Origin of the sequence: Kutzneria buriramensis (genome assembly GCF_003387475.1) — a bacterium.
In the GTDB taxonomy this organism is placed as follows: Bacteria; Actinomycetota; Actinomycetes; order Mycobacteriales; family Pseudonocardiaceae; genus Kutzneria; species Kutzneria buriramensis.
Genome location: NZ_QUNO01000016.1, coordinates 135,748 through 155,439 on the forward strand (window position 1 = coordinate 135,748; position 19,692 = coordinate 155,439).

General features: G+C 70.7%; 17 protein-coding genes and 1 pseudogene. 6 read left to right on the forward strand and 12 right to left on the reverse strand.

Annotation, left to right across the window (positions count from 1 at the left end; all coding sequences use genetic code 11):
- Genes BCF44_RS39050 through BCF44_RS39060 form a run of 3 tightly spaced genes read left to right on the forward strand, consistent with a single transcriptional unit; the run spans position 1 to position 5,743 of the window.
- Positions 1 to 1,713, forward strand: a complete 1,713-nt coding sequence (locus tag BCF44_RS39050) for a fatty acyl-AMP ligase (RefSeq protein WP_170217981.1) — start codon at positions 1 to 3, stop codon at positions 1,711 to 1,713.
- Positions 1,710 to 5,042 carry a cytochrome P450 gene (locus BCF44_RS39055; protein WP_116179536.1) on the forward strand — a complete coding sequence of 1,111 codons (3,333 nt, stop codon included), beginning with the start codon at positions 1,710 to 1,712 and terminating at the stop codon, positions 5,040 to 5,042. Before BCF44_RS39050 ends, BCF44_RS39055 begins: the two co-directional genes overlap by 4 nt.
- An 8-nt stretch (positions 5,043 to 5,050) precedes the next feature.
- On the forward strand, positions 5,051 to 5,743 hold the full coding sequence (locus BCF44_RS39060; protein WP_116179537.1) for a cytochrome P450 family protein: 693 nt from the start codon (positions 5,051 to 5,053) through the stop codon (positions 5,741 to 5,743).
- Here the strand turns inward: BCF44_RS39060 and BCF44_RS39065 are convergent.
- From BCF44_RS39065 to BCF44_RS39100, 8 genes are all read right to left on the reverse strand, one after another.
- Positions 5,709 to 6,503 carry a TRADD-N-associated membrane domain-containing protein gene (locus BCF44_RS39065; protein ID WP_116179538.1) on the reverse strand — a complete coding sequence of 265 codons (795 nt, stop codon included), beginning with the start codon at positions 6,501 to 6,503 and terminating at the stop codon, positions 5,709 to 5,711. The two genes, BCF44_RS39060 and BCF44_RS39065, sit on opposite strands and share 35 nt — an antisense overlap.
- A 48-nt stretch (positions 6,504 to 6,551) precedes the next feature.
- Positions 6,552 to 7,526, reverse strand: a complete 975-nt coding sequence (locus BCF44_RS39070) for a serine hydrolase domain-containing protein (protein WP_116179539.1) — start codon at positions 7,524 to 7,526, stop codon at positions 6,552 to 6,554.
- A 13-nt stretch (positions 7,527 to 7,539) separates the two neighbouring features.
- The gene (locus BCF44_RS39075) at positions 7,540 to 7,902 is read right to left on the reverse strand and encodes a DUF4180 domain-containing protein (RefSeq protein WP_116179540.1); all 363 of its coding nucleotides are present in this window, start codon (positions 7,900 to 7,902) and stop codon (positions 7,540 to 7,542) included.
- Positions 7,895 to 8,698, reverse strand: a complete 804-nt coding sequence (locus tag BCF44_RS39080) for an alpha/beta fold hydrolase (protein WP_116179541.1) — start codon at positions 8,696 to 8,698, stop codon at positions 7,895 to 7,897. Before BCF44_RS39080 ends, BCF44_RS39075 begins: the two co-directional genes overlap by 8 nt.
- Complete coding sequence (locus BCF44_RS39085) at positions 8,695 to 9,114, reverse strand: helix-turn-helix domain-containing protein (protein WP_116179542.1); 420 nt, start codon at positions 9,112 to 9,114, stop codon at positions 8,695 to 8,697. The genes BCF44_RS39080 and BCF44_RS39085 overlap by 4 nt, the downstream gene beginning before the upstream one ends.
- Before the next feature lie 249 nt (positions 9,115 to 9,363).
- Positions 9,364 to 9,777 (reverse strand): hypothetical protein, encoded by a 414-nt coding sequence (locus BCF44_RS39090; RefSeq protein ID WP_116179543.1) that lies wholly within the window; start codon positions 9,775 to 9,777, stop codon positions 9,364 to 9,366.
- Positions 9,778 to 9,938: 161 nt separating this feature from the next.
- Positions 9,939 to 11,051: an o-succinylbenzoate synthase gene (gene menC, locus BCF44_RS39095; RefSeq protein WP_116179544.1), complete on the reverse strand. Its 1,113-nt coding sequence runs from the start codon at positions 11,049 to 11,051 to the stop codon at positions 9,939 to 9,941.
- Positions 11,048 to 11,890: a GNAT family N-acetyltransferase gene (locus BCF44_RS39100; protein ID WP_147328793.1), complete on the reverse strand. Its 843-nt coding sequence runs from the start codon at positions 11,888 to 11,890 to the stop codon at positions 11,048 to 11,050. Before BCF44_RS39100 ends, menC begins: the two co-directional genes overlap by 4 nt.
- 144 nt (positions 11,891 to 12,034) lie before the next feature.
- On the opposite strand from BCF44_RS39100, the gene BCF44_RS54890 reads away from it, so the two are divergent.
- The gene (locus BCF44_RS54890; RefSeq protein WP_147328794.1) at positions 12,035 to 12,247 is read left to right on the forward strand and encodes a hypothetical protein; all 213 of its coding nucleotides are present in this window, start codon (positions 12,035 to 12,037) and stop codon (positions 12,245 to 12,247) included.
- Between the two features lie 90 nt (positions 12,248 to 12,337).
- Here the strand turns inward: BCF44_RS54890 and BCF44_RS39105 are convergent, their stop codons facing one another.
- From BCF44_RS39105 to BCF44_RS39120, 4 genes are all read right to left on the reverse strand, one after another.
- Positions 12,338 to 13,537, reverse strand: a complete 1,200-nt coding sequence (locus tag BCF44_RS39105) for a cytochrome P450 (RefSeq protein ID WP_211353419.1) — start codon at positions 13,535 to 13,537, stop codon at positions 12,338 to 12,340.
- A 125-nt stretch (positions 13,538 to 13,662) separates the two neighbouring features.
- Positions 13,663 to 14,028, reverse strand: a complete 366-nt coding sequence (locus tag BCF44_RS39110; RefSeq protein ID WP_246016062.1) for a cold-shock protein — start codon at positions 14,026 to 14,028, stop codon at positions 13,663 to 13,665.
- Between the two features lie 25 nt (positions 14,029 to 14,053).
- Positions 14,054 to 16,486, reverse strand: a complete 2,433-nt coding sequence (locus BCF44_RS39115; protein WP_116179546.1) for a beta-glucosidase family protein — start codon at positions 16,484 to 16,486, stop codon at positions 14,054 to 14,056.
- Positions 16,449 to 18,446: a hypothetical protein gene (locus BCF44_RS39120; RefSeq protein WP_116179547.1), complete on the reverse strand. Its 1,998-nt coding sequence runs from the start codon at positions 18,444 to 18,446 to the stop codon at positions 16,449 to 16,451. Before BCF44_RS39120 ends, BCF44_RS39115 begins: the two co-directional genes overlap by 38 nt.
- A gap of 472 nt (positions 18,447 to 18,918) precedes the next feature.
- Here BCF44_RS39120 and BCF44_RS58735 point away from each other — a divergent pair.
- A pseudogene (locus tag BCF44_RS58735) lies at positions 18,919 to 19,065 on the forward strand (ATP-binding cassette domain-containing protein); the annotation flags it as partial.
- Positions 19,066 to 19,079: 14 nt separating this feature from the next.
- Complete coding sequence (locus tag BCF44_RS58035; RefSeq protein WP_281283191.1) at positions 19,080 to 19,604, forward strand: ATP-binding cassette domain-containing protein; 525 nt, start codon at positions 19,080 to 19,082, stop codon at positions 19,602 to 19,604.
- The last annotated feature ends 88 nt before the right edge of the window (positions 19,605 to 19,692 follow it).

Below are 19,692 nucleotides of genomic sequence, written 5' to 3' on the forward strand. Positions count from 1 at the left end.
TTGCGGAATTCGGCACTGGCGCCGTTGCGCGCGCTCGCCCAGGACAGTCCGCGGCGTGTCCTGTTCACGTTCGTGGACGACGATGGCGGCGATCGCCTCACGCTCACCGCCGGGCAGCTCGCGGCCGGCGGCGAGGCGGTCGCGGATTCGCTGCGGCGCTGGGGTTTCGAGCCCGGCGACCGCGCGGTGCTGGTGTACCCGCCCGGCCCGGAGTTCGTGTACGCGCTGGTCGGCTGCCTGATCGCCGGCGTGATCCCGGTGCCGGTGTACCCGCCGGACCCATTCCGCCTGCGGCAGACCCTGCCCGCCTTCGCCGCCGTGCTCGACGACTGCCGGCCCCGGGCGGTGCTCACCACGAAGTCCTACGACCGGGCCCGCAGCGTCGGCGCGGTGGCCGGCGTGTTCGACCGGACGAAACCGAGCTGGCCGCGGATCACCTGGCGGCACACCGACAACTGCCGCCCGGCGACTGCTCCGGTCGAGTGGCACTCGCCGTCCGATCCGGACGAGCCGGCGCTGCTCCAGTACACGTCCGGCTCAACCGGATCGCCACGCGGAGTGGTCATCACGCACGGCAACCTGATCGCCGAGATCACCGCGAACGCCGTCGACCTGGGCCTGGGCGAGCGGGCGCGGGGCGTGTTCTGGCTGCCGCAGTACCACGACTTCGGGCTGATCAGCGTCACCGTCTCCACGCTCGCCGGCAACGCGCACAGCTATCTGCTGTCGCCGATGGCGTTCCTGCGTCGCCCGGCCGTGTGGTTCGACGTGCTGTCCCGGGTGCGCGCGACGCACACCGCGGCGCCGAACTTCGCCTTCGACCTGGCTGTCCGCAAAACCACCGTCGAACAACGCGCCCGCTGGGACCTGTCCGAGGTGCGGGTGTTCATGTCCGCGGCGGAGCCGATCCGGCCGGCCACCGTCGAGGCGTTCCTGGACGCCTTCGAGCCGGCCGGCCTGCACCGGGACGCGTTCTACGCGGCGTACGGCCTGGCCGAGCACACGGTGAGCGTCACCATGGGCGGCCGCGGCACGCTCAGCCTGGACCGGACGAGCCTGGAGGCGGGCCGGGCGGTGCCGGCCATGTCGGAGCGACCGGCGACCACGGTCGTCGGCTGCGGCCGGCTCACCAAGTTCGACGCCCGGCTGCGCATCGTGGACCCGGACACGCACGAGGTCCTGCCGCCGTGCCGGGTCGGCGAGGTGTGGGTCAGTTCGGCGACCAAGGCCCTCGGCTACTACGGGCAGGCCGACCAGACCCGGCGCACGTTCCACGCCCAGGTCGCCGGCGGCGAGGACCCGACCCGCTATCTGCGCACGGGCGACCTCGGCTTCCTGCACGGCGACGAGCTGTTCGTCACGGGCCGGCTGAAGGACCTGATCATCGTGCGCGGGCGCAACCTGCACCCGGAGGACATCGAGGCGAGCGTGCGCGACTGCCACCCGGCCATCCGGCCGGGCGGAGTCGCCGTCTTCTCGGTGCCGGCCGACGAGGGCGAGCGCGTCGTCGTCCTGGTGGAGACCCGAGACCGCCGCACGGACGCGCAGCCGATCGTCGAGGCCGTGACGGCACGGGTGCACCGCGACCACCAGCTGACCTGCGCACGGGTCGTCGTCGGGCCGCAGGGCCTGGTCCGCAAGACGACCAGCGGCAAGATCCGCCGCAGCGCCTGCCGGGCCGCGTTCCTGGAGCGTGAGGGCGTGCCTGCGTGAGGCGGGTCTGTGTCGTCGGGGCCGGCGTCAGCGGTCTGACCGTCGCGCGGGAGCTCGAACGTGCCGGGCACTCGGTCACGGTGTTGGAATCCGCGCCCGAAGTCGGCGGCAAGTGCGCCTCGGTGACTCTCGACGGCCACGTGTTCGACGTCGGCGGCCACGTCTGCACCCCAATGTACAAACAGCTGTCGGCGTTGATCGCCGAGCTGGGCCTGAACACCGAGGACGTCGTTGCGCACACGCCGCAACCGCCTCTGCCCTGGGCGGCACGCCGCCGCTACGAAGCCCTCCGCAGCGAGCACTTCCCCGACATCGCGAAGGCCGGACTGGCGCATTCGGCCCGGGCGCTCGCCATGCCCGTACGGGAGTGGCTCAGTGAGCTGCCGGAGTTCGCCGCGTCGTTCGGACTCGGCTACACCTCGGCGGGCTACGGTCGTCTCGACGGCGACCTGCCGGCGCTGTACCTCGTCAAGTACGCCGAGATGACCGGCCTCCTGTCCGACGCACCGGGCCGGGCGTTCACCATCGCCGGCGGCTTTGGCCAGGTCTGGGACCTGGTCGCCGCCAAGCTGGCGGATGTCCGTTGCGGCGTCAGGATTTCCACGATCCGCCGGCACGGAACCCGAGTGCTCGTCACCGTCGACGGCGAGACCCTCCGGTTCGACGACCTCGTGCTCACGGTGCCGCTGGACCAGCTGCTGCCGGTGCTGGACGCCCGCGAGGACGAACTGCACATCGCTGCCGGGATCCGCTACCACGACTACCGCACGACGTTCTGCACCGCGCCCGATCAGCCACGGCTGGCCTTCTCGCTACACGGCACCACCTCCTTCCACCATCGCTATGCCGACAGTGACGTCTACGCCTGCTACTCCTACGGGCCGTCACCGACGACGGACGCCCTGCACCAGCGGCACTGGAAGTTCATGCCGCACTTCGGCAGCGCCGACCTGGCCGACGGCATCTACGACCGGATCGAGCAGCTCCAGGGCCGCCATCGCACCTTCCACGTGGGCAGCCTGCCGGCGTTCGAGCTGATCGAGTGCAACCTCGACTATGCGCGAACCTTTGTCGCCCGGCACTTCGGCTCCGACGTCCGGGAGTGGCTGGTGCGCCGCGTGTCCGCCGAGCTGAAGCGCCCGGTCGATCCGCACGCGCCGATCGCCACCCTGGGCCTGGAGTCGCTTTCCATGGCCACCGTGCTGGCCGATCTCTCGACCTGGCTGGGTTATCGCGTTCCGCACTCCCTTCTGCTCGAACTGCCCACTGTGGACGCCGTCGCCCGACACCTCACCGAGCGCGGCCCCCATGCCGCGCCCCCGCGGAGCCTGGCGCTGGCGCTGACCCCGCCGCGACCGTTCTTCTGCATCGGCGGCGCGGTGGGCGCGGCCTACTACCTGCTGCCGCTGGCGAGGGCGATCGGCCAGCAACAGACCTTCTACGCCTTGCAGAGCCCCGGGTTCGACGGCGTGGAAGAGCCGCTCGACGACGTGCCGGCGCTGGCTACCAGGTACATCGACGAGATCAAGGCCATCCAGCCGCACGGCCCGTACCTGCTCGGCGGCCATTCCTTCGGCGGCCTCGTGGCGTACGAGGTCGGCCGCATGCTGCGCGCCCGCGGCGAGGAAGTCGCGCAGGTGATCCTGATCGACACCTACCTCGCCGAACCCGACCAACCGGAGCCACCCGCGGACGACGTGGCGATCATCGAGGAACTGTGGCGCATGCGCGGCCTCGCCTTCCGCGGCGCGGATGCCCCGCGGCGGCGCGTCGACCAGACGCTCTCCCCCGCCGAGCAGCGCCGCGAGCTGGCGCGGTTCCTCGGCGCGAGCGGCCCCGCCGACGAGCACATCGCCACCATCATGCGTGTCTACCAGGCGCAACTCGAGGCCGTGGTGCGGTACGACCCGGGTCCGTCCGATCTGGACGTCACGCTGATCAAGGCCGAGGGCGGCTTCCCCCAGGTGCTGTTCGACGACCGGCACATCGCGCTCCGCCTGGACGACCCGGCCAACGGCTGGCATGACGTCGACCTGGGCCGGCTGACGGTGATCACCGTGCCCGGCAACCATTTCACGGCGCTCGTCCCGCCGGATCTCACCTCCCTCGCTGCTGCCGTCCGACGCTGCATAGACCGGATCCCGGCGCCGCGGCCGCCGGCGTCGGCCAGGGTCGAGTCCAGCATCCACATCAACCCGATGGATCCGGACTTCCTGGCCGATCCGTATCCGTTCTACCACCTGCTTCGCGACCTCGCGCCGGTCCACCGCGACGACGCCCTGGACGGCTGGGTGCTGACCCGCCACGCCGAGGTGTCCGCCCTGCTCAGGGACCAGAAAGTGGTCCGCCCGTCCACGTCAACCCTGCTCACGCGGCTGCCGCCGGACGTCCGCGCCGAGCTCACCCCGTTCATCGACTGGCTCGACTCCAGCCTGCCGTTCAGCAACCACGAGAGCCACGACCGGATGCGCCGCGCGGTGGCGGGACGGTTCACCGGCCGGGTGATCGAGGCGATGCGGGACCAGGTCGAGCGGACGGTCACCGAGATCCTCGACGCGATCGACCGGCCGGGGCCCGTCGAATTCCTCGACGAGGTGGCGTATCCGCTTCCCGGCCGCACCGTGATGGACCTCGTCGGCGTGCCGCGCGAGGACCAGGCCATGGTGGCCGAGTGGAGCAAGGCCGTGATGGCCGTCCTGGGCCAGGCCCAGTTCGGCGCGGACCCGGTCGCCGTGGCCCACCGGGCCAGCGACGCCGCCGACGAACTCACCAGGTACATCGGCAGAACGACCACCGAGGACCTTGTCACCACCGTCATCTCGGTGATCAACGCCGGACTGGAGACCACCGCCCACTACATCGGCAACGGCGTGCTTGCCTTGCTGCGCAACCCCGACCAGTTCGCACTCCTGCGCGAAGACCCGTCCGTCGCGAAGACCGCCGCCGAGGAACTGCTCCGCTACGACACGCCCGCGCCGATCATCACCCCGCAGCTGGTCACCGCGGACGTCGTCCTGGCCGGACAGCAGATCCGGGCCGGCGAGCTGGTGTTTCCCGTGCTCGGCGCGGCCAACCGCGACCCCGCCCGCTACCCCGATCCCGACCGGCTCGACCTGCGCCGCGCCGACGCCGCCACGCACCTCGCCTTCGGCGCCGGCGCGCACTACTGCCTCGGCGCGGCCCTGGCCCGACTCGAGGGCCAGGTGCTGTTCCCCGCCCTCGCCGCGAGGTTTCCGCGTCTGCGCCTCGACCCCGGCTCCCCCGCTCCGACGTTCCGCGCCGACCCGACACTGCGGGGCCTGACCGGACTTGTCGTCCGCACCACGTAGAATGACTCGTGGCCGTGATGCTCGACGACAAGTACATCAACGACCGGCACACCATGCATCGGTGGCTGCGGTTGCAGGCGCCGATCTGTGAGGCCGTCCTGCCCGACGGCCGCTGGGTGTGGCTGGTCAGCCGCTACGCGGACGCGGTCGCCATCCTCAAGCCGGCGCCGCAGGCGCCGACGCTGTCGGACGTCGACGACGTGCTCGCCGGCCTCGACGGCGACTTCGACCTGCTCGCCGACTTCGCCAAGCCGGCCACCGGTGACGACGTCGTCGCGCACCTGATCGTGAACGGCATCGTCGACCTGCTCCGACACCCCGAACAGCAGGGCCTCAACGTGGCGGAGCTGTCCCGTCACGACGGCCCGTACGCGACGGCGCTGCAACCGGTCGCCGAGCCGACTTCGTTGGCGGGCATCGACATCCTGCCCGGCGAGACCGTGGCGGTGCTGATCGGCTCGGCCAACCGCGACCCGTCCGTGTTCGACCGGCCCGACGACCTGGACCTGTCCCGCGACGCCACCGGCCGCCTCACCCTCGGCGACCACGACGACCTCGTCACCGAGGCGATCACGAAGCTACGCCGCCGGTTTCCGGACCTGGCACTGGCGTCCGAGCCCACCCGCCTCGACGACGTGGTCGTCAACGGCTACGCCGCCGCGCCGGTCACTCCGGGACCGAGGAGTGCCGCCCTCGCCTGACCGACTCGGCCTGGGCCGGCGGCAGCGCGACGATGGCCCGGATCAGGTCCCGCACGGCGGCGGCGCGATCCTCCGCTTCGAGCAGAATCAGCAGCCGTTCGGCCGACAGCTGCCGCGAGAAGGTGAACGGCTCGGAGAACTGGTCGTGCAGGCGGTCCACCGACGCCTCGTGGGCACGGAGGAAGGACCGCCCGAGGTAAACGGCGACCAGGGCCCCGACCGCGCCGACGGACCCGGCGACGATCGCCACGACCATGGTGCCCGTGAACGCCACCGCGACGACGGCGATCACCAGCACGGCGAAGCCGACGACCACCATCCGTTGCGCCTGACGGAAACTGCGATCCGCCTGGGACGTCGCCAGCGTGTGGTAGTAGTCCATGCGCCGCTGGGTGAGCGACCACAACGCGTTCAGGTCGAGCGGCCCCTGCCGGTCGGCGGCCTGCTCGGCATGGCCCAACAGCCGACGCGCCTCCGCCAACCGTTGGCGGTCGAGATGCTCCCGTTGGAGCGCATCGCGATACGCCAAGTTGACCAGCAGCGCCAGCACGGCGAACACCAGCGCCGTCACGACGGCCAGCACCAGCACGGCGAGGTCCGGCCCGACAAACCGTTCCACGCCAACGGAAACGTGGTAGTCGCGGTACAGCACATAGGACGTCACGCCGACCGCGATCACCACCAGGACGGTGAACCATCCACCGCGAACCTGCCGGCGGCGTTCCGGCGAGGTGCGCCACGCGTCCGTCAACTCGTCCATCGGCGGAATGCTAGCCAGCCGCCCCAGCGGGCAAAACCTCCGTTGGTGTCACACGAAGAGGCGGGCGATCGGCGGCGCGCCGGCCTTGGTATTGCCGATCACCGTGTACGTGAACGCGCCGGCCGGGTCGCATACGGACCCGAACGACACGCCCGGGTCGCTGCCGGCGGCTATCACCACATCGGACGACATGTGCAGCCAGAATCCCAGACCGTTTCGGCGTCCCCACCGCTCGACGACGCTGCGCGGCCGCACCATCTCCGCCACCAGCGCCGGCGACACGATCCGGCCGGCGAAGAAGGCCCGCCACAGCGCGTGGTAGTCGGCGACGGTGGAATAGATTCCGCCGTCGCCGGTTCCCCTGACCGGGAGGTGGAACACGTTGGTGCGCAAGCCATCCTGCTCCAGGTAACCGAGCGCCACGCGGTGGTCCGGCTCGTCGGCGCGCAGAAACTCCGTGTCGACCATGCCGGCCGGCGCGCAGACCCGTTGCGCGACCAGATCGTGGAACGGGATGCCGCTGACTCGTTCGGCGATCAGCGCCAGTACCACGAAGGCGCCGTTGTTGTAGCGAAAGTCCGTGCCCGGCGGGAATTTCGTGGGATAACCGTCCAGGACGGCCAGGTAGTCCTCCGTGGTCACGAGCTCCTGGACGGGCACCGCCAGCCAGGGGCCAGCGTCCTCGTCGTAGTAGTCGCCGATACCGGAGCGGTGGGACAGCAACTGCTCGACCGTCACGGCGTCGTCGATCAGCGGCAGGTCCGAGCCCAGCACGGACCGCGCGGTCGTGGACAGCTCGACCGTGCCGTCCTCGACCAGCGTCATCACCGCCAACGCGGTCAACGGCTTGGTGCCGCTGGCGATCGCGAACCGGGTGTCCACTGTGTTCGGAACACCCAGTCCGCGATGCGCCATGCCGTAGGCCCGTTCGAACACCGTCTCGCCGGCGCGGTCTAGCCGCACAACGCCGGAGAACGACGTGGTCACGGCGAGCTGGTCGACCTCTGCCCCCAGTTGGTCCATCCGCCCAGGATAGTCAGGACAGGCGGGCCGCCACCTCGTCAATACTCGCGGCGAACCAGATGTGCCGGCCCCGGTTGGACTCCCGCACGTACGCCCGCAGCGACTCGCTCGCCGCGAGGTGTTCGCCCAGGTCACCGAGCACGGCGAGCCTCTTGCCGTAGCCGATGAACTTCTGCGTGAAGTGGCCCAGCAGCGTCGTCTTGAGGTCGAAGACGCCGTCCGCGAACCGCTCCACCGGGATCGCCACCAGGGCGACGGGCTGCCCCCAAAGCTGCCCGATGATGTCGACCGCGTCCTGTTCGGATGCGACCTTCGGACCGTCTGGTGCAAGTAGGTACGCCTTCGTGTCACCGATGTCCGTCACCACGTCAGCCATGGAGGAACCCGCCGATCCGCTCGCTCTGGTCCGGCAGCATGTGCCCCTCGCCGGCCAGCGTCAGCACGGTGCTGTTCCGCACGCAGGCCGCCAGCCGCCGCTGCGTGCCCCGCGAGTCGAGCAGCTCGTCCCGGTCGCCGACGATCACCAGCAGCGGCACCGTCAGCTTGCGCAGCTGCGCGTCGCTGAACCGGGGCAGGATCAGCCGGGGCCGGAAGTGCTGGAACACCATGCGGATGTACTTCTCCTGCGGAGATTTCGGCTCCGGGTCCTTGCGTCCGAGCAGCTTACCCAGCAGGAACCCGGCCACGTTGCTGAACCGCTGCCGCCCGATGCCGCCGGGTACTGTCAGCACCATTCGGGTGACCCGCCCGGGTCGCCGCGTGACGTAGTCGATGGCGAGCCAGCCGCCCAGCGACGCGGCGACGACCTGCACCTCGGTCAGGCCGAGGCCGTCCAGCACGTCGTCGAGCCACTCGGCGTAGGCCGGCGACCTGAGCGGCGGCCGCGACGGGGCGCTCAGCCCCGGCTCGCCGATCACGTCCACGGCGTGCAGCCGGAACCGGTCAGCCAGCCGGCCCACCAGCGGCATCCAGGTCAGGGTGTTGGCGCCGGAGCCGTGTATCAACAGCACCGGCGGTCCGTTCTCCGGCCCGGACACCATCACGAACGTGTCACCGTGCCGAGTCGGCACGGTGCGACGCTCGGCCGGCACGGGCCAGTGCGCCAGCCACTCCTCGTACTGGCGACGAATCTGCTCGCCACCGGCCTCGGTCTTGTAGATCGTTGCCGTCATGACTCCCCCTCCGCGATCAGCGCGATCCACCGCAGCAGCTCCGCGGTGGTGGTCGGGTCCCCCAGGACGATGACCTTCAGCCGGCCGCGTTCCTCGTCGTACGCGGTCTCGATGCGCAGCGGCCGCTCCTGGTAGCCACGGGTGTTGGCCGCAGCCATGGCCCCCATCGCGATCCGGCCGGCGTCCTCCCGGCTGATCGCGTCGACCTCGACGATGCTCGACACCTCGACGTGCCGGGTCCGCCGCACCTTGGACTCGACGCCCGTGAAGGCCTCCAGGTCCTCGCGGGCGATCCGGTACTGCTTGCCGATCCTGACCGCCTTGAGCCGGCCTTCGCGCACGTAGTTGCGGACGGTGCGCACGTGCAGGCCGAGCTGGTCGGCAACCTGCTCGACGGAGTACATCTCCTGGGACACAGCACGTAGCGTACCGCATCCTTCCCCATGGCACACCTCAATAGGGTGCGATAGGGACTGATGCGTCACCGGACGGGCTTGGACGGCAGCGAGGCCGCGGGGCAGAGCCCCGCGGCCTCGCTGTATTCCGTTCTCCGAACAACGCCGGCCGTCCGGACAAAGTAATTCGCCTGAACGAACACGGCCGACGACGATTGGGAAGAATATGGCGACCGGGTGGCGCGGCGGCGTGCGCCTACCCGGCCGTTATCACTTCACGGTGATGTTCGTCAGCGACAACTCGGTCTGGCGGCCGTTGTCGTCCCACACGATGTCGAAAATCCAGATGTTGCCCGGACCGCTCGACGTCACGTTCGGCACCGTGAAGTCCGCGGCGCCCGTTTTCGGGTCCACGTTCGCGGTGATGAGCGTGTTGGGCGCGTGACCCATCCCCGTGGAGTGCGCGAGCCACAGTTGGACGGCGGTCACCTGTGGCGCGTACGCGGCGTTGAAGTGCCAGGTCGCGTGGACATCCCGGCCCGGATGGAAAATCGTGGTGGACAGGGTGGTGTCCGTGACGACCTCCGACAGCGACGGCGGATCCGCCTGGGCTGCCCCGGTGGACACGGCGACGACAGCGGCGGCAGTGCCGACGAGCGCGCCGGCCCGGCTGAGGTACTGCATTTCTTTGCCCCCAAGGACAAGGCGACGGTACCTCATTATTCGAGCAGGTTCGATTCAGTGGCGCAAGTCCGAGAGACCCAGCACACACCGAAGTATACATTTATGAATCCGCCGGGTGACGGGAGGTCTAGAACAATTAATTCCACCGATCGGCCATTCGGTCACCCGCTTGCCGGCAACCAGCGGGTGTCCATGGTCAGCTCGTGCAGAATTTCGGGTACGGGCGTGACACCGATTCCCGGTCCGGTCGGCACCCGGACGTGCCCGTTCTCGAGTGTGAACGGCCCGGTCAGGTCCCGGTGGTAGTACCGGTCCGACGCCGAGGTGTCACCCGGCAGAGTGAACCCGGGCAGCGAGGCGAGCGCCACGTTCGCCGCCCGCCCGATGCCGGTCTCGAGCATGCCGCCGCACCACACCGGCACGCCGTGCGCCTGGCAGACGTCGTGCACCCGGCGCGATTCCAGGTAGCCGCCGACCCGCCCGGGCTTGATGTTGACGATCGAGCAGGCGCCGAGCGTGATGGCGTCCGCCGCGACCTTCGCCGAGGTGATGGACTCGTCCAGGCAGATCGGGGTCCGCACGAGCCGAGCCAGCTGGGCGTGGCCGAGCAGGTCGTCCTCGGGCAGCGGCTGCTCGATCAGCAGCAGGTCGAACGGGTCCAGCCTGGCCAGCTGCCGCGCGTCGCCGACGGTGTAGGCGGTGTTCGCGTCGACCTGGAGCGGCACGCCGTCGCCGAACCGCTCCCGCACGGCCCGCACCGGCTCGACGTCCCAGCCGGGTTCGATCTTCAGCTTGATCCGGACGTAGCCCTGGTCGAGATAGCCGGCGACGGCGTCGAGCAGCTGCGGGATGGAGTCCATGATGCCGACGGAGACGCCGGAGGCGACCCGGTCGACGGCGCCGCCGAGGTAGCGGGCCAGCGAGAGGTCCAGGGAACGCAGCTCCGCGTCCAGGAACGCGGTCTCCAGCGCGGCCTTGGCCATCTGGTGACCGTGAAACCGTTGCATGGCACGGGAAACCGCGTGAACGTCCGGATCGGACAGTGCCGCCACCTCGGGGAACAACACGTGCTCGATCACGTGTGCCGCCGCGTCGACGTATTCGGGCGAGTACACCGGTTCCGACATCGCGACGCACTCCGACCAGCCCTCGCCGCGATCGGTGACCAGCCGCAGCAGCAACAGATCCCGGCTGTCCTCGCTGCCGAACGAGGTCCGGAACGTGCCGACCAGCGGCAGTGACAGCCAGCGCAGCTCGAGGCCCTCGATCTTCACGCGTCCTCACCCCGGTCGATCAGATAGCCGCCCTCGCGGCTGAATCCCGTGATCACCGCGCCGTCCGCGAGCAGGCCGCCGAGCACGTCCCGCACCGCCAGCCGCCACCGCAACGCCGTCTCCGGCCGCGCCTTGCGGACGGCGTAGATGTCTTGCGGGATACGGACTTCCACGTGTCGGCCCTTGATCTCGCCCGGCACCGGCCGCTGGTCGCCGGCGATGCCCAGCGCCACCACCGCACCCGGCGCGCGCTGCACCGGATGGCCGTCGAGCACCTGCTCCACGGCCGGATCCGCCAGATCCCAGTCCAGCAGCAGGCGATCGCTCTCGTCGCCGGCGTTCAGCTCGTCGGGCATGTCGCCGTAGAACGACTCCAGGTACACACGGCAGCGCGCGCCCAGCTTGGCCAGGTTGAAGTGGGCGTTGCGGGAGACCAGCGGATCGAACGTCCAGCCGATCGTGCGGACGCCGTTGTCCAACGCCCACGCCCGCTGGTGGGTCTTCAGCGCGAAACCGACGCCGCGCACCTGCCCGTCCGGCAGCACGCCGGTGATGTGGGAGTGCAGGCTCCGGGTGTCCGGCGGCCCGAAGAAGCCCACCGTCGCACCGATCATCAGGTCGTCACGGAACGCCGCGGCCACGTAGTTTCCGACATGCGAAAGAACCCGCAGCCACTCCACGGTCATCGTCGGCACCGTCGGGTCCGGCCGCCACACCTGGTCGCACAGGGCCGCGACCTGTTCCAGTTCGGGCAGCTCGTGCAGCACCCGCACGACCACCCCGGCCTGCTCAGCGGCGCTGTCGGCCCGTTCGCGCGCCGTCCGGAGGACTTCCGTCACCGCCTCGATCATCCGTCATGCCTAGCACAGAAATCCGGGCGCGCAGAGGCCTGGCGACGCGCCCGGGCGGGCAAACCCCTGCACCGCCGGCCCCGCGGGATGGGACACTGTGGCCATGGACAGACTGGTCCTGGAGGCCGCCTGGTGAGTGTCTTAAGCATTCCCGATCCGGATGGCACCCTCGCCCCGTGCCCGGGCTGCGGCCACGCCACAGTGGTCGCGACCACGAGCACCGGCGCGGAACGGCTGCACTGCGGGACGTACGAGCCCGTGTGCCGGCCGGCACGCCCCGACAACCGGGTGGCCCGGTTGCTCAACCGCATGGTCAAACTCGTCGGAGGTGACCCGCACAAGTAGTCGGTCGGCGACGACCGACGAGCTTTCGCCTCGCGTGGCGCCACCCCGGACGGGTGGCGCCACGCCGCGTTTCCGCTCACGTGACCAGCGTCACCAGGTGACCGGCAGCGAGTCAGGGCCTCGCAGCAGACCGCCCTTCTTGAACGCGACCTCCTCGGCGGGCACCGCCAGCCGCAGCGACGGCAGCCGTCGCACCAGGGCGGTCATCGCCGTCCTGAGCTCCAGCCGGGCCAGCGGCGCGCCGAGGCAGTGGTGGGCGCCGTGACCGAAGGCGATGTGCGGGTTGGCCTCCCGGTCGAAGTCCAGCTCGTCGGCGCGGTCGAAGACGTTCTCGTCGAAGTTGGCCGCGGCGATCTGCGTCACGACCGAGTCGCCGGCGCGCACGAGCGTGCCGCCGACCTCGACGTCCTCCTTGGCGATGCGCGCGAAGGTCACCACTCCCAGGGGCGTCGCGCGCAGCAGTTCCTCGACCGCCTGCGGAACGTCCCCGGGACGATCGACCAGGCGCTGCCACAGCTCCCGCTGGTTCATCAGCGTGAACACGTGGCCGGAGAGTTGGTTGGCGGTGGTCTCGTGGCCGGCCGAGAGGATCGTCACGCCGAGCGAGACCATCTCGTCCTCGGACAGCCGACCCTCGGTGTCGTGCGCGGCCAACAGGATGCTGATCAGGTCGTCGCTCGGCCGCTCCGCGCGCTCGGCGACCAGCCGGCGGAAGAACGCCCACAGCGCGTCGTTGGCCGCGACGATCTCCTCCATCGTCGGGCCCTTGACCGCGCTCGCGACCATGGACCAGTCGTGGAACTCGTCGCGCTCGTCCTCCGGCACGCCGAGGATCTCGCTGATCGCGGTGACCGCCATCGGCAGGGCCAGCTCGTCGACGAGATCGGCGGTGTCCTTGCCGTCGGTCATCCGGTCGAGCAGGCCGTCGATCATCGCCTCCACCCGCGGCCGCAGCAGCTCGATGTTGCGGGCGGTGAACGCCTTCGCCACCACGCGGCGCACCCGGCTGTGGTTCGGCGGGTCCATGGCAAGGATGTTCGGCGTCGTCTCGAGCATGGGCATGTTCCGCGGAATGTCCTTGTTCAGTGCGGCGGCCCGGCTGAAGCGGGGATCGGCCAGCACCAACTTGACGTCCTCGAGCCGGGTGGCGAGCCAGGCCCGGCCGCCGTAGGGCATCTCCAGCGTCGGCAGGCCCGCGGCGCGACGGAATTCGCCGTACTCGGGGGCGAGCTCCAGCGCCGGCGCCTCGGGGAATGGGTATGGGCAGGCGGTGATTTCACCAGTAGCCACGGGTCTTGCCTCCGCACATAAACGGCGTTAACAAGATCGAACGCTACACCGGAGCCGAACGCTCGTGTCCGGAAATCCGAGGACTGGCACGGAAAGGCGGGCGGCCGTGGCCACCGCCCGCCCCGTCACAGCGAGACGCCGCGGGCCCTCGCCACGTCCGCCACCGTCTGGCGGATCCGCACGATCTGCGCGCCGGTCAACTCCGGCACCTCGACCAGCAGCGCCTCGGTCAGCTCGGCGCCGAACCCGGACACCGGACCGCCGCCGCCCCGGTTGGCCGACCGGCCGGCCCGCCGCACGTCCACGGCCTTCAGGCCGCGGTCGCCCTCCTCGATCTGGAACTCGACGTTGGTGCCCGGCTTGAACACCGACTTGTCCTCGCTGAGGTCGTTCGCGTGCACGAACACGTCCTCGCTGCCCGAGTCCGGCGCGATGAACCCGAAGCCGCGCACATCGTCGAAACGCAGCACCCGCCCTGTTGCCACACCCACCACTCTCACCTCGAAGAACTCACCGTCAACCGGCTACTGTACCGTTCTTGAGGTCAACAGTGAGTCGCCGGTCGGCCACCGAGCGTCCGACCTCCAGCCGGTGCGGACCGGCCGCCTCCCGCCAGCCGCCGTCCCGCCACACCTGGGCGGAGCGCCTCGGCACGGTGATCACCGCGGTGGCCCGCTCGCCGGGACCGGCGGCCACCGCCGCGAACCCGGCCAGCCAGCGCGCCGGCCGTTCCGGATCGGCCTCCGCCGGCGCCAGATAGGCCTGCACGATCTCGCGGCCGCGCCGGGTTCCAAAATTCCGCACCGTGACCGTCGCCGTGCCGAGAATGTCCTCAGTGGACGCCGGTGTGAATTCGACCGATTCGTACGCCCATTCCGTGTAGCCGATTCCGTGCCCGAACCAGTAGGCCGGCTCGACGTCCGAACGCAGCCACGCCCGGTAGCCGATGAAAACGCCCTCGTCGTAGCCGAGGACTCCGTCGGCCGGCGTCACGTTCAGCACCGGAGCGTCCTCGGTCCGCTTCGGCCACGTCGTCGGCAGGCGGCCGCCGGGCTCCTCGCGGCCCAGCAGGACGTCGGCCAGCGCGCCGCCGGCCGCCTGTCCCGGGAACCAGGTCAGCAGCACCGCCGCCACGTCGTCGGCCCACGGCATCTCCACCGGCGAGCCCGCGTTCACCACGACGACCGTGTTCGGGTTCGCGGCGGCGACCCGTCGGACGAGTTCGTCCTGCGGACCCGGCAGCGCCAGCGTCGTGCGGTCGAAGCCCTCGCTCTCGCTCTGGTCGGTCGTGCCCACCACGATCACTGCCACATCGGCGTCCCGGGCGACGGCCACCGCCCGCTCGATCCGGCGCTCCGCATCGGCTTCCGGTCCACTGTGGCCAAGGGTGAGGGCGATCCACACGTACTTGTTGATGCCGCGTTCGAGGCCGAGCGGCGTCAGGCGGAAGCTCACCTCGACCGGCTCCCCCGCCGGCAGTTCCAGGTCGAAACGCCGTTCCCGCGGGTTCAGCACCGCCGTGAACGGGTCGTCGCCCGCGGGCTGGTTCGAGCCGTCGAACAGGACCGTGCCGCCGACTTCGAGCCGGGCCTCGCCGAGGCCGATGAACCCGAACGTCTGCGGGCCGGACTCGACCGGTGTGAACGTGCCGGCGATCTCCACGGATCGCACTCGTTGTGGATCCACGCCTGCCGGCGCCTCGCCTATCCACCGGATCTCGCCGCGTTCCAGCGGTCCGGTCGCCACCTCGTCGCCGTCGCCGTCCCGCGCGATCCAGCGGAGTTCCGCGTTGTCCCCCAAGGGAGGCAGCTGCGTTCGCGGGTCCGCGCCGAGCTCGTACACCACCGGCAGCGCCTCCCGCAGGCCGTCCAGCGGGGAGATCACCTCCGACGGGTAGACCACCGCGCTGCCGCCGCCGAGGATCCGGGCGTCCCTCGCCGCGCCGCCGAGCACTGCGACTTTTGCCGCCTTCGTTGCGTCCAGCGGGAGCAATCCCGCCTTGTTGTGCAGCAGCACGAAGGACCGCGCCGCCACCTCACGCGCCAGGCTGTCGCCGTCGATCGGCTCCGGCAGAGTCGTGACCGCCGGTTCGAAGCCGTCCAGGACTCCGACGCGGGCCGCCAGCACCAGCACCCGGCGGACCATCGCGTCCACCACGTCCGCCGGCACCTTGCCGTCACGGACCGCCTGCGCGAGCTTCGGCCCGAACGGCGTGATCGGGCCCGGCATCGCCACGTCCAGACCGCCCAGCGCCGCCCGCTCCGTGTGCCGGGTCGCCGTCCAGTCCGACACGATGAAGCCGTCGAATCCCCATTCCTCGCGCAGGATCCCGTTCTGCAGCGGGCCGTGCTCGGTCATCGTCGTGCCGTTGACCGAGTTGTACGCCGCCATGACGCCCCACGGCCGCGCCTGCCGCACGATGATCTCGAACGGCGCCAGGTACAGCTCCCGCAGCGTCCGCTCGTCCACCCGGACGTCCACCGTGTACCGCTGCGTCTCCGAGTCGTTGGCGACGAAGTGCTTCACCGTCGTCGCCACGCCGCCGTCCTGCACGCCCCGGACGTAGCCCGCGCCCACCAGGCCCGTCAGCAGCGGATCCTCGGAGTAGCACTCGAAATGCCGGCCACCCAACGGCGTCCGGTGCAGGTTCACCGTCGGCGCCAGCAGCACGTGCACGCCCTTGCGGCGCGCCTCCTGCGCCAGCAGCCGGCCCACCCGCCGCGCCAGTTCCGGATCCCAACAGGCCGCCAGCGCCGTCGGGCTAGGCAGCGCCACCGACGGGTCCTCCGGCGTCGCCCGCGTGCCCCGGACGCCGATCGGACCGTCGGACATCACCAGCGACCCCAGCCCGATCTCCGGCACCGCGGGGAGCGCCCAGCGGTCATGTCCCGCCAGCAGGGCCGCCTTCGTGTCAAGATCCAGTCGCGTCACCAGCTCGTCGAGATCCATGCCACCACCCTGCCACGACCGCCCACCACGGCCGACCCTCCAACAGGCGCACCAGCCGGAACAGCCGCCCGATCCGGCGGCGCAGATAGGGATGGCGGCGGACCAGAGCCTTCCTGGCCGCGCGGCGGCTGTGGTCGCCGAGCACCATCGCCATCAGAACGAACAGCTGCCGGGTCGCGGCCGGGTCGTACCGCCCCCGCTCCGCCAGCCCGATCATCACCTCGATCGCCTTCGCCCCGAAGACCCGGTCCCGCATGATGTGGCCGAACAGGGCCCGAGTGAGCGCCGTGGCTGCCGTCCGGTCCACCTCCGCCGGCTCCGGGAACGCGAATCCCGCGCTGCGGCCCAACCCCACGATCTGCCAGCCGACCGACAGGGCCACCACGCGTTGGCCGTCCCACTCGTACGGAGAGCACAGCCACCGGCACATCGTCTGTAGCACCGGCACCTGGTTGCGGCCGTGAACCCGGATCGTCATCACGGCCCAGATCACCGCGTCCAGCAGGTGCTTCTTGTCCGTGTCGGCGATCCGTTCCAGCCGGTCCAGCCCGTCCTTCACCGGCCGCGTGCCGTACATCAGCCCGAGCACCATGGCCGCCGTGAGCTTGCGCCGCACCCCGTCCGGGGCGTCGATCCACCGGTCCAGCGTCTCGTCGACCAGCCTCTGCCGGTCGAAATGGCCGGCGAGCAAGGCGAGTGTGACCGCGGCGAACACGCGTTCGTCCTTACGGGCGCCGCCCGCGAGAGTGGTGAGGTGCCGCAGCGGATCGTTGGCCGGGACGTCGAGGATCACCGTGCACAGCGCCGGCGCGCCCTGCGCGGGCTCCGCCGAGTCCACCATCCACTGTACGAGCGTCGACTGCAACGCCGGGTACTGCGCCCAGGCGTGTCTGACCAGGGCCCTGGCCCAGTCCTGACGCCGGAACCGCACCGTCTCCTCGGTCAGCGTGCTGTAGCGCGGGTGTTCTCGCTTGTCGACGGTCGCGCCGATGGTGTCCAACAGGTTGTCCCGGGCGAATGTGAACACGCGGCGGGGCCGGGGTGCCCGGTCCGCGGGGAGCTCCGCCGCACGGACGGCGAGTTCCAGCTTCTCGGCGGCCGCGAAGACGATGTCGGCGGACATGTTCTCCAGCACTGCAACCGCGACCATGACCGTGTACTCGGTCATCCAGCGCTCCGACTCGAACCATTTGCGGACGGCCTGTGCCAACTCCTCGCCGAACATCTCGAGCGCCTCGCCCTCGCTGAGCTCGCCGCTTGCCTGACGCGTCGCGAGATCCGCGGCCTGCACCGCCTTGCGGGGCGTGGTGCCGGCACGCAGGGCCGCCCCGAACGTCTCGTCCAGCACCCGCAGCGGCTTGTCCTCCGCCGGCGCGCAGACGTCCCGGATCTGCTTGCACGCCAAGTCCATCGCATCCGGCGCGCCGAGGAAGACCACCTTCTGGCGTAGTGCGTTCGGCACCTCGTCCGGATGCTCGATCAGCAACACCAGGTATCCCTCGGCCGCCACCACGGCGTCGACGGCCTGCCGAAACGCGAGTTCGTCGAACCTACGCCGGGCGGCCCACACGTACCCGCCGCGGCGTGGCAGCTCGTCGGCTCGCACGCTGTCGAGGCGGCGGATCGGGTTGAGGTGCACCGTCTTCGCCGACAGTTCCGTCTCCAGCAACCGCAGCGCCGCGATCTCCCAGCCGTTGCCCCGGCCGGCGAGCAACGTGACGCGCTCCTCCCGCAGGTCGCGACGTGCCCGCTCAATTCCGTCGCGTGGCACGTAGAGCTCGCGGGCAGCGCGCCGGTCGCCGCGGGTCGGTGTGCACGCCACGAGCTCGGGCTCCGTCGGCCACAGCGACATCGTGACGCCGCCGTTGATCGTCTGCGCCTGCACCCCGTGGTTCACGTCCGTCTTGACGGTCGTGGTGGTGGGCTCCGGACCGGTGTCGATCGGGATGAACTCGCTCATCGAACCTCCCGCGGCGCGAACGATGGCGGAGAGTCTGCGGTCCGTGACCGCGCAGGTCTCCCCGAAATGCGGGACTGGCCACGGCAGTTGTCGGCGCGAAAGGCGTTTCGCTCTGCCCGGCCGTAACTTGCGCGCCACCGCCGACTACCAGCCGCAAACGCTGCCCTTCACTCCGAAGGCAGCGTGACCTCCCCGCTCGGCACTGTCACCAGGGAAAACGCCGGCCCGCTGTACGTCGGCGGCGAGTACGCGGTATCGGAGCTGGCCGACGTCGTTCCGCCGGACACGCGGCATCGCCAGCCTCACCCCCGCCGAGGCGAAGGCGCTGCACGACGGCGCGGCCGTAGCGGTGCTGGAAACGGTGCGCCGCAAGGTGACCCGGACCCTGGTCCTGGAGCTGAACGCGGCGCGCGTGACGGGCCGGCTGTCCGGCGCGGATCCCACGCAGCGCTGCGGCCGGACGGTCGCGCTGGTGGGCGGGAACGGGTCCGGCAGGACCACGCTGGCCAAGCTGATCGCCGGGCTGTACCGGCCGGCGACCGGCTCGATCGACCGGGACGGCGCGGATGTAGCCCAGATCTCACCCGATGCGGTGACGGATCGGGTGGTGATGGTGCCGCAGGACGCGGTGCGGTGGCCGCACACCGCCCGCGCCAACGTCCGCATCGGCCGGCACGACCGGGACGCCCGGGCGGCCGGGCGCTGCGGTCGGCGGCCGCGCCGGCCCGCGCGGACGAGGTCGTCGCGGACCTGCCGAACGGGTGGGAAACCGTGCTGTCCAAGTACTTCCGGGGCGGCCGGGAGCTGTCCGGCGGGCAGTGGCAGCGGTTGGCGGTGGCGCGCGGGATCTTCCGGGACGCGCCGGTGCTGATCTGTGACGAGCCGACCGCGCCGCTGGACGCCGAGGCGGAGTTCGCGGTCTACGAGACGCTGCGCGAACTGGCCGGCGGACGGACGGTCGTGCTGATCACGCACCGGCTCGCCGGCGTCCGGGACGCCGGCTGGATTTACTTGCCGCACAAGGGAAAGGTGGTGGAACAGGGCACACATGCGGGGCTGGTCAACGCAGGCGGCCGGTACGCGGAGTCGTATTCCTTGCAGGCCCGGGCGTACACCTGTGACGCCCCCGACAGAGACGTGCGGGTGAACAACGGGTAAAGTAGGCCGTCGGCCCGCGACGGTGAACAAGATCGTTGCTCGTCCACTGTGGACTGAGCTAACCGGTGCGCCGGGCTACCCGGCACCT

Excerpts from the sequence above, each read along its gene's own strand:
- BCF44_RS39080 (WP_116179541.1), bottom strand. The coding sequence starts at position 8,698 with ATGACGGCAACGATCTACAAGACCGAGGCCGGTGGCGAGCAGATTCGT.
- BCF44_RS39065 (WP_116179538.1), bottom strand. The coding sequence starts at position 6,503 with ATGGACGAGTTGACGGACGCGTGGCGCACCTCGCCGGAACGCCGCCGG.
- BCF44_RS39120 (WP_116179547.1), bottom strand. The coding sequence starts at position 18,446 with ATGAGCGAGTTCATCCCGATCGACACCGGTCCGGAGCCCACCACCACG.
- BCF44_RS39075 (WP_116179540.1), bottom strand. The coding sequence starts at position 7,902 with ATGGCTGACGTGGTGACGGACATCGGTGACACGAAGGCGTACCTACTT.
- BCF44_RS39070 (WP_116179539.1), bottom strand. The coding sequence starts at position 7,526 with ATGGACCAACTGGGGGCAGAGGTCGACCAGCTCGCCGTGACCACGTCG.
- BCF44_RS39090 (WP_116179543.1), bottom strand. The coding sequence starts at position 9,777 with ATGCAGTACCTCAGCCGGGCCGGCGCGCTCGTCGGCACTGCCGCCGCT.
- BCF44_RS39115 (WP_116179546.1), bottom strand. The coding sequence starts at position 16,486 with ATGGATCTCGACGAGCTGGTGACGCGACTGGATCTTGACACGAAGGCG.